At 63.8% G+C, this 8,468-nt stretch carries 8 protein-coding genes; 4 read left to right on the forward strand and 4 right to left on the reverse strand.

From position 1 onward, the window contains the following. The first annotated feature begins 124 nt into the window (after nucleotides 1-124). Nucleotides 125-1,057 (forward strand): ribose-phosphate pyrophosphokinase, encoded by a 933-nt coding sequence (locus tag VGO12_RS30065; RefSeq protein WP_327499106.1) that lies wholly within the window; start codon nucleotides 125-127, stop codon nucleotides 1,055-1,057. A 74-nt stretch (nucleotides 1,058-1,131) separates the two neighbouring features. Here the strand turns inward: VGO12_RS30065 and VGO12_RS30070 are convergent, their stop codons facing one another. Beyond that, nucleotides 1,132-2,160: an aldo/keto reductase gene (locus VGO12_RS30070; RefSeq protein ID WP_327516397.1), complete on the reverse strand. Its 1,029-nt coding sequence runs from the start codon at nucleotides 2,158-2,160 to the stop codon at nucleotides 1,132-1,134. Nucleotides 2,161-2,277: 117 nt separating this feature from the next. Between VGO12_RS30070 and VGO12_RS30075 the strand changes: the two genes are divergently transcribed. Then, nucleotides 2,278-3,186, forward strand: a complete 909-nt coding sequence (locus tag VGO12_RS30075) for a LysR family transcriptional regulator (protein ID WP_327516398.1) — start codon at nucleotides 2,278-2,280, stop codon at nucleotides 3,184-3,186. A gap of 4 nt (nucleotides 3,187-3,190) precedes the next feature. Here VGO12_RS30075 and VGO12_RS30080 read toward each other — a convergent pair whose 3' ends face one another. The 3 genes from VGO12_RS30080 to VGO12_RS30090 all read right to left on the reverse strand — a co-directional run bounded on the left by VGO12_RS30080 (nucleotide 3,191) and on the right by VGO12_RS30090 (nucleotide 6,545). After that, nucleotides 3,191-3,589 carry a DUF779 domain-containing protein gene (locus tag VGO12_RS30080; protein WP_327516399.1) on the reverse strand — a complete coding sequence of 133 codons (399 nt, stop codon included), beginning with the start codon at nucleotides 3,587-3,589 and terminating at the stop codon, nucleotides 3,191-3,193. A gap of 158 nt (nucleotides 3,590-3,747) precedes the next feature. Next, on the reverse strand, nucleotides 3,748-5,256 hold the full coding sequence (adh, locus tag VGO12_RS30085; RefSeq protein ID WP_327516400.1) for an aldehyde dehydrogenase: 1,509 nt from the start codon (nucleotides 5,254-5,256) through the stop codon (nucleotides 3,748-3,750). Nucleotides 5,257-5,588: 332 nt separating this feature from the next. Beyond that, a complete protein-coding gene (locus tag VGO12_RS30090; RefSeq protein ID WP_327516401.1) occupies nucleotides 5,589-6,545 on the reverse strand; it encodes a helix-turn-helix domain-containing protein in 957 nt (318 codons plus the stop codon). A 249-nt stretch (nucleotides 6,546-6,794) separates the two neighbouring features. On the opposite strand from VGO12_RS30090, the gene VGO12_RS30095 reads away from it, so the two are divergent. Both VGO12_RS30095 and VGO12_RS30100 read left to right on the forward strand, forming a co-directional pair. Beyond that, nucleotides 6,795-7,976 (forward strand): benzoate/H(+) symporter BenE family transporter, encoded by a 1,182-nt coding sequence (locus tag VGO12_RS30095; RefSeq protein WP_327516402.1) that lies wholly within the window; start codon nucleotides 6,795-6,797, stop codon nucleotides 7,974-7,976. 156 nt (nucleotides 7,977-8,132) lie between these two features. After that, nucleotides 8,133-8,468, forward strand: a 336-nt coding sequence (locus tag VGO12_RS30100) for a 50S ribosomal protein L25/general stress protein Ctc (protein ID WP_327516403.1), incomplete at its 3' end; no start/stop codon positions are given.

The raw sequence follows: 8,468 nt of genomic DNA on the forward strand, positions 1-8,468 counted from the left end.
GCTCTGAACGGCGGCCATCCGCAAAGAATGTCCGCGATTGGAATGGCTCTCGGAATCTGCGCGGAACACACCGCTCCCGGAACAGCACCGGACGGTGACCGCGCCAGCTCAAGGCGGTCCGTCAATGAAGGTTTTCGCAGGCAATTCGAACCGGCTCCTAGCCGAAGCGATCTGCAACTATCTCAACCTGCCTCTCGGCAAAGCGACGGTACGCCGTTTCGCCGATCAGGAAATCTTCGTCGAGATCGGCGAGAACGTACGCGGCGAGGATGTCTTCATCATCCAGCCGACCTCTTTCCCCACCAATGATCACCTGATGGAACTGCTCATCATGATCGACGCGGTGCGCCGCTCGTCTGCCCGCCGCATCACCGCGGTCATTCCCTATTTCGGCTACGCCCGCCAGGACCGCAAGGCCGGTCCGCGCACCCCGATCTCCGCCAAGCTGGTCGCCAACCTGATCACCGAAGCCGGTGCCGACCGCGTGCTGACGCTCGATCTTCATGCCGGTCAGATCCAGGGCTTCTTCGACATCCCGACCGACAATCTTTATGCGATCCCGATTCTCGCGCGTGACGTCAAGGAAAACTACGACCTGAAGAACGTCATGGTCGTGTCGCCCGACGTCGGCGGCGTGGTGCGCGCCCGTGCGCTGGCCAAGCGTCTCGACTGTCTGCTGGCCATCGTCGACAAGCGCCGCGACCGTCCGGGCGAATCCGAAGTCATGAACGTCATCGGCGACGTGAAGGGCAAGGATTGCCTGCTGATCGACGACATCGTCGATTCCGGCGGCACGCTTTGCAACGCGGCGGAAGCCCTGTTGAAGAACGGCGCAACCAGCGTCACGGCCTACATCACCCACGGCGTGCTCTCGGGCGGCGCGGTTGCCCGCGTCACCTCGTCGATGCTGAAGGAACTTGTCATCACCGACTCGATCCAGCCGACGACGGCCGTCCAGTCGGCCCACAATATCCGCGTCATCACCACCGCCGGCCTGCTCGGCGAAGCCATCAGCCGTACCAGCCAGGAAGAGTCCGTTTCGAGCCTCTTCGATTAAGTCCTGTCGCAACACGCGAATTCCTGAAACGCCGGTGCCCAAGCGCCGGCGTTTTTCGTTGTGACGAGATGGGATCACCTTGCGACCGCCTGCACCAGCGGCTGGTCGACGAGGTTGTCGATGAACCAGTTGGGATAAACAGGCGCCGGCACTGTTGCGGCATCGAGCGCCGAGATATCCGCCTCCGTGAGCGCGAGCGCGGCTGCGCCCAGATTGTCCTTGAGCTGCTGCGGCTTTGACGCCCCGAGCAAGACGCTCGTCACCGCTCTCTTTGCCAGCAACCAGGCGATCGCCACCTGCGCCACGCTTGCTCCATGCCCGCCGGCGATTACGCGCATGCGCTCGACCAGCCTGAAGCCCTGCTCTTTGTCGAAGGGCAGGATGTCGAAGCCGGAATAGCGGTTGTCCGGGTCGCCGAGCGTGTCGCGGGTGTACTTGCCCGAGAGGAAGCCGGAGGCGAGCGGGCTCCAGACGATCAGCCCGAGCCCATATCGCCTCATCATCGGGATGACGTCGCGCTCGACGTCGCGGCCGAGCAGCGAATAGTGCATCTGGCCGTGGGTAAAGGGCGCCAGCCCGTTGGCTTTCTGGATCTCGAGCGCCGCCGCCACCTTCCAGGCCGACCAGTTGGAAAAGCCGATGTAGCGCACTTTGCCGGAGCGCACGACAGCATCGAGCGCAAGAAGCGTTTCCTCGAGCGGCGTATGCGGGTCCTCTTTGTGGACGATGTAGACGTCGATCCAGTCGGTGCCGAGCCGCTGCAAACTCTGGTCGACCGACCAGAGGATATGGCGGCGCGAAAGGCCAGATCGGGTGAGCGGCGTCCCAGTGCGGAAACCGACCTTGGTGGCGATCACCACATCGTCGCGGCGGGCCTTCAGCGCCTGCCCAAGGATCCGCTCCGATTGGCCCGATGCATAGGCGTCGGCCGTGTCGAAGAAATTGATGCCGGCGTCCAGCGCCTGGCCGACAAGCGCGTCGGCGGCCTCGGCATCGGTCTTGTAGATCGCGCCGATGCTGCGGTCGCCGGCAGTGAAAGTCATCGCTCCAAAGGCGAGGCGCGACACCGCAAGACCGGTGTTTCCAAGCGTCGTGTACTGCATGTCGATCTCCATCTGCGGTTCGGTGAAAACGGTATGGAGAGACGATGTCAAAGTTGATTGCGAAGAAAAATGGCTGCTATCTTCAAAGCTTCGGAAGAAAAACTTCACAATAGGCAAATGACGAACGATCCATTCAACGGGCTGAGGGAATTCCTGGCAGTTGCCGAGGCGCGAAGCTTTACCGCGGCAGCGTCGCTCATCGGCGTCACGCCCAATGCCGTCAGCCAGGCGATCCGATCGCTGGAGACACGTCTCGGCCTGCAGCTCTTCGTGCGGACGACGCGACGCGTGGCGCTGACCGAGGCGGGCGACGCCTTCTTGAAACGGGTGCGCCCGGCAGCATCCGAAATCGCCGACGCCTACGAACTGCTCGGCGACTTTCGCAAGCGGCCGCGGGGCAATCTGAAACTGTCCGTGCCGCGCATGGCGATCCCGCTGGTGCTGACACCGCTTCTGCCGCACTTCCGCAAGGCCTATCCCGATGTCCAGGTGGAAGTCTCGGTCGACGATGCAGCCGTCGACATCACCGAGCGCGGCTTCGATGCGGGCATCCGCATCGGCGAAGCCATCGAAAAGGACATGATCGCGGTTCGCCTGACGGCCGACATCACCTGGGTCGTGGTCGGTTCACCCGCCTATTTCCTGAAACGCGGCAGGCCGCAGACGCCGGAGGACCTGACACGCCACGAGGCGATCCGTTATCGTTATCCGGGATCGGGGGCGATCTACCGCTGGGAGTTCGAGCGCGACGGGCGGGATCTTTCCGTCGATGTTCCAGGCGGCCTCACCGTCAACGATTTCCAGATGCTCGTGGAGATGGCCGAGGCCGGGGTCGGGCTTGCCTACCTGCCCGATCTTTCCGTGCGGGCGGCGGTCACGGCCGGACGCCTCGAACAGGTGCTGGCGCCGTTTCTGCCCAGTTCGCCCGGGCTCTTCATCTATTTTCCGGCGAAGGCCCAGACCCAGCCGAAACTGCGGGCCTTTCTCGACCAGGCCGCAAGGCTGACGCGGGAAGGTAAGTCGTAGCGGCTCATCGACCGCGAAACACCACAGCACAGGCCTCGCCACCGCCAAAGAGGCGCGAGCGCGTGAGGAAGCGTCTCTCCCGCCCGTTGTCGAGCGAGAACATGCCGCCCCTGCCCGGCACGACGTCGATGATCAGCTGCGTGTGCTTCCACACCTCGAACTGGCTGGCGCTGATATAGACGGGCACGCCACCGATCTCGCCGAGCTTCACGTCGTTGTCGCCGACGATGTAATCGTCGGCCGGATAACACATGGGCGACGAGCCGTCGCAGCAGCCGCCCGACTGGTGAAACAGGATATCGGGATAGTCGCGCCGGATTTCAGCGATGAAATCGAGTGCTGCGTCCGTCGCGAGCACGCGCGGTTCGTCGATCTCGATCGATCCTGTGATCCCGGAAGACATGGGCGGGGCTCCGCGTTCGAATGCATTGTCTGCTGTTGCCGGCTGAGGCATGGGTGGAGAGCATGCCTCAGCCGCGGATCGAGCCGAAGGAAAGGCGGAGATTACCTTTCCTCCCGCTCCCTTTGCCTTCCCCGGCGACGGCGGAAAGCAAATTCCGATCAGAAGAAGCCGAGCGCTTTCGGGCTGTAGCTCACCAGCATGTTCTTGGTCTGCTGGTAGTGATCGAGCATCATCTTGTGGGTCTCGCGACCGATGCCGGATTGCTTGTAGCCGCCGAAGGCCGCATGCGCCGGATAGGCATGGTAGCAATTGGTCCAGACGCGACCGGCCTGGATTTCACGGCCGAAGCGGTAGCACCGGTTGGCATCGCGGCTCCAGACCCCGGCGCCGAGGCCGTAGAGCGTGTCATTGGCAATCTCGAGCGCTTCGGCGTCCGTCTTGAAGGTGGTGACCGAGACCACCGGCCCGAAGATTTCCTCTTGGAACACCCGCATCTTGTTGTGTCCGCGGAAGACCGTCGGCTTGACGTAGAAGCCGTCGGCAAGCTCCCCTTCGAGTACGTTGCGGCCGCCGCCGGTCAAGACTTCGGCCCCCTCCTGCTTGCCGATGTCGATATAGGACAGGATCTTTTCGAGCTGCTCGCTGGAGGCCTGCGCCCCGATCATCGTGGCGCTGTCGAGCGGATTGCCCTGGCGGATTGCCTCGACACGCTTCAATGCGCGCTCCATGAAGCGGTCATAGATGCTTTCGTGAACCAGTGCTCGGCTGGGGCATGTGCACACCTCGCCCTGGTTCAGGGCGAACATCGCAAAGCCTTCGAGCGCCTTGTCGAAGTAGTCGTCATCCTCGGCAAGCACGTCGGCAAAGAAGATGTTGGGCGACTTGCCGCCGAGCTCCAACGTGACCGGAATGAGGTTCTGGCTGGCATATTGCATGATCAGCCGGCCGGTCGTCGTCTCGCCGGTGAAGGCGATCTTGGCGATGCGCGGATTGCTGGCGAGCGGCTTGCCGGCCTCGAGACCGAAGCCGTTGACGATGTTGAGCACGCCCGGTGGCAGGAGGTCGCCGACGAGATCGGCCCAGACGAGGATCGACGCCGGCGTCTGCTCGGCCGGTTTCAGGACGACGCAGTTTCCGGCAGCAAGGGCCGGCGCCAGCTTCCAGGCTGCCATCAGGATCGGGAAATTCCAGGGAATGATCTGGCCGACGACACCGAGCGGCTCATGGAAATGATAGGCGACGGTATCGTGGTCCACCTCGCCGATGGTGCCTTCCTGGGCCCGGATGCAGGCTGCGAAGTAACGGAAATGGTCGATCGCCAGTGGAATGTCGGCGGCCATCGTCTCGCGGATCGGTTTGCCGTTGTCGAAGGTTTCAGCACGGGCCAAAAGCTCGAGATTGTCCTCCATGCGGCCGGCGATCTTCATCAGGATGTTGGAGCGTTCGGCGGCCGACGTCCGGCCCCATTTCTCGCGCGCGGCATGGGCGGCATCGAGCGCCAGCTCGATATCGGCGGCGTCCGAGCGCGCCACCTGGCACAGCACTCCGCCGGTGACCGGTGTCGTGTTGTCGAAATAGCGCCCGGCCACCGGCTCCCGCCATTCGCCACCGATGAAGTTGCCGTATTTCTGCTTGAACGGGCTTTCGACGATCTTTTGATGCAGCATGGTCATTCCTCCCTGAAACCAGCGACAAAGCTGTGAGAGGAAGGTGCGACCGAATGCGCGTCTTCGATAGGGAGCCACAAGCGGCAGCGGCGCGATCTGTTTCAGATATGAGACAGGCAGGCCCAGGCTGCTGTGCTGCGGCGCAGCAAGTGAAGGGGCGGCAGCGGTCGGCAGCTGCCCCTCATCCCCCTCCCCGTCATGACGGGAAGAAGGGACAAGCGGCACGCTCACCATGCCCCGAATCACGAAGGCAGCCGCAGGGCGCGTCCCTTCTCCCCGCCTGCGGGGAGAAGGCTAGGATGAGGGGCAAACTGCGGTCGATGTAAGGTGGTTCAACTGACCTGAAGCCGCTTCATCTTGCGGTACAGCGTGGCGCGGCTGATGCCGAGCTGTTCGGCGGCGAGCGACACGTTGCCGTTGGCGCGCGATAGCACCCGGCGAAGGGCGGCGCGCTCTGCGTCGGGCAACTCGCCGCCATCGCCCGCCGTATCCTCTTTCAAAAGATCCGAGGCAGGCACGCCCGCGGCGATGCGCTTGTCGTCGAGATCGAGCCACTGCCGCGCCGCCCGCGTCGCGCCGAGAACGAGATCGTCGCGGTCGACGGCAAGGAGCGCCGGTCCTGCCCGATCGACCGGCACCAGCACGATCCGGGCGCCGGCGAAGGCGCGACGGAACAGGCCTGCCTCTATGCGGCCGGCCGCGTCGCGTACGGCCTGCGACAGCAGCGACAGCGTCATCTCCGAGGCATCGTCGCGGCAGGTGGAAATGTCGAGGGCGGCCGCCATCCGGCCACGGTGATCCCGGATCGGCGCCGTGGTGCAGCTGAGGCCTATGTTGCTGCTGAGGAAATGCTGATCGCGCTGGATGACGACGGCGCGCTCGTCGGCGATCGCAGTACCGATGCCATTGGTGCCGACGCTCGCCTCGCTCCAGACGGTTCCCGACCAAAGCCCGACGTCGCGAAAATCGGCATCGTCGCCGACCGCCCCGCGCCGCTCGAGCGCCACGCCCTTGTCGTCGGTCAGAAGCAGGCAGCATCCGGCCTTGCCGACCGTCGCAAACAGCCGGTCGAGTTCGCCGCCCGCTTCCAGGATCAGCTCCGCCGAACGTTCCCGCGCCAGCTGGAATTCGCGATCTGAAAGTAGGAGCGGCGTGCGCCGGTCTTCGGGCACAAGGCCATGAAGCGTCATGCAGCGCCGCCAGGAGGCGGCGACCGGCGAACTCGCCGCGGCCGACGGCTGGTGCGCGACGCGGTAGACAAGGTCCGAATGATCTCTGACGGCAGGCATCGGCTTCCTCCCTGAAGCGTCGACCGGCGACCGCAGTGAAGCCGATCTCCCAAACGGCGGCACCTGCTTTGACCGCCACTATAGCCGTCGCGATCGACAAAGGTCCAGCCAGACGAAGGTTCGAGAACGATCACCGGTCAGCGACTTTGATCGGTGCATCACGCAGCCGATATCGACAGTTCTGCGGAATGTGCTACGCGAAAGGGCGTTATCGCAGCGACTCAAGATCTCAACAGCCGGTTGCCCGCCATGCTTCGTGACTTTTCCCTTCAGAGCCTGTTCATGGGTCTTCTGATTGCCTTCGTCGGCTTTGCCAGCTCGTTTGCGGTCGTGCTGCATGGGCTCACCGGAGTCGGGGCCAGCGAGGCGCAGGCGGCCTCCGGCCTGATGGCGCTCTCGGTCTCCATGGGCCTCTGCGCCATCGTCATCAGCGCCGTCACGCGCCTGCCGGTGAGCATCGCCTGGTCGACACCGGGCGCGGCGCTGCTTGCCAGCGCCGGCGTGGTTGAAGGCGGCTTCAACGCCGCGGTCGGCGCCTTCCTCGTCTGCGGCCTGCTCGTCGTTATCGCCGGCCTCTGGAAACCGCTCGGCCGGCTGGTTTCTGCCATTCCGGCGCCGCTTGCCAATGCGATGCTGGCCGGCGTGCTTCTCAGCCTCTGTTTTGCACCGGTCAAGGCAATCGCCTTCAATCCCCTGCTCGGCTTGCCGATCCTGATTGCCTGGGCCGTCGTCGGCAGCGTCAACAAGCTCTATGCCGTGCCGGCAGCACTTCTTGCCTTCGTGCTCGTCATCGCCTTCGGCGTCGACATTCCCGATGGCGCCTTCTCCGCACTTTCCTCGGCGCTGGTGCCGACAGTCGCGTTCGTCGCGCCGCAGTTCAATCTCGCCGCCATGATCAGCATCGCGCTGCCGCTGTTCATCGTCACCATGGCCTCGCAGAACATTCCGGGCATCGCCGTGCTGAAGGTCAACGACTACCATCCCGCCCCGGGCCCGCTGTTTGCGACGACAGGCGTCTTTTCCATCCTGAGCGCGCCGTTTGGCGGCCACGCCGTCAACCTTGCGGCGATCACCGCCGCCATGTGCGCCGGCAGCGATAGCCATCCCGATCGCAACCGGCGCTACTGGTCGGCCATCAATGCCGGCGCCTTCTATATCCTCTTCGGCCTGCTCGCCGGTGTCGTCACCACTTTCGTCAGCCTCGCGCCTTCGATCCTCATCGAGGCCGTGGCCGGTCTTGCCCTCGTCGGCGCCTTTGCAGGCTCGGCCATGGCCGCCTTCACCGAGGCAAAGACGCGTGAGGCGGCTGCCATCACTTTTCTGGTGACCGCCTCCGGCGTCAGCTTCGGCGGCGTCTCCGGCGCCTTCTGGGGGCTTATTGCCGGTGGGGCGATGCTGGCACTGGCGCGCTTCACAGGCAAAAAGGCCTGAATCCGCGGGAAAGCTTGCATTTGCGGGTTATCTCGTCTATGGAGCGCCCGTCCGCGTAGACACCCTTGGAGGCAACGCGGATGAAGCCCTTGCGGCTTCGGTTCTTCTGCCTTTGCGGATGAACTCTCCAGAATTAGACATTAGAAAGGTCTATCCATGAGCCACGCAACTTATGAGCTCAAGGCCGAGACGCGCGAACGGGTTGGTAAGGGGTCCTCCCGTGAACTTCGTCGCAACGGTCTTATCCCGGCTGTCATCTACGGTGACAAGCAGGCCCCCGTTTCCATCGCACTCTCCACCAAGGAAGTGACGATGAAGATCCACGCCGGCGGTTTCATGACCACCGTCGCCACCATCGACGTCAACGGCGAAAAGATCCGCGTCCTGCCGAAGGACTACCAGCTGGATCCGGTCCGTGACTTCACCATGCACGTCGACTTCCTGCGCGTCTCCAAGGACAGCCAGGTTACCGTCGAAGTTCCGGTTCACTTC

This window comes from Ensifer sp. (assembly GCF_035999135.1).
Lineage (GTDB): Bacteria > Pseudomonadota > Alphaproteobacteria > Rhizobiales > Rhizobiaceae > Ensifer.

Excerpts from the sequence above, each read along its gene's own strand:
- VGO12_RS30065 (WP_327499106.1), top strand. The coding sequence starts at position 125 with ATGAAGGTTTTCGCAGGCAATTCGAACCGGCTCCTAGCCGAAGCGATC.
- VGO12_RS30070 (WP_327516397.1), bottom strand. The coding sequence starts at position 2,160 with ATGCAGTACACGACGCTTGGAAACACCGGTCTTGCGGTGTCGCGCCTC.
- VGO12_RS30075 (WP_327516398.1), top strand. The coding sequence starts at position 2,278 with ATGACGAACGATCCATTCAACGGGCTGAGGGAATTCCTGGCAGTTGCC.
- VGO12_RS30080 (WP_327516399.1), bottom strand. The coding sequence starts at position 3,589 with ATGTCTTCCGGGATCACAGGATCGATCGAGATCGACGAACCGCGCGTG.
- adh (WP_327516400.1), bottom strand. The coding sequence starts at position 5,256 with ATGCTGCATCAAAAGATCGTCGAAAGCCCGTTCAAGCAGAAATACGGC.
- VGO12_RS30090 (WP_327516401.1), bottom strand. The coding sequence starts at position 6,545 with ATGCCTGCCGTCAGAGATCATTCGGACCTTGTCTACCGCGTCGCGCAC.
- VGO12_RS30095 (WP_327516402.1), top strand. The coding sequence starts at position 6,795 with ATGCTTCGTGACTTTTCCCTTCAGAGCCTGTTCATGGGTCTTCTGATT.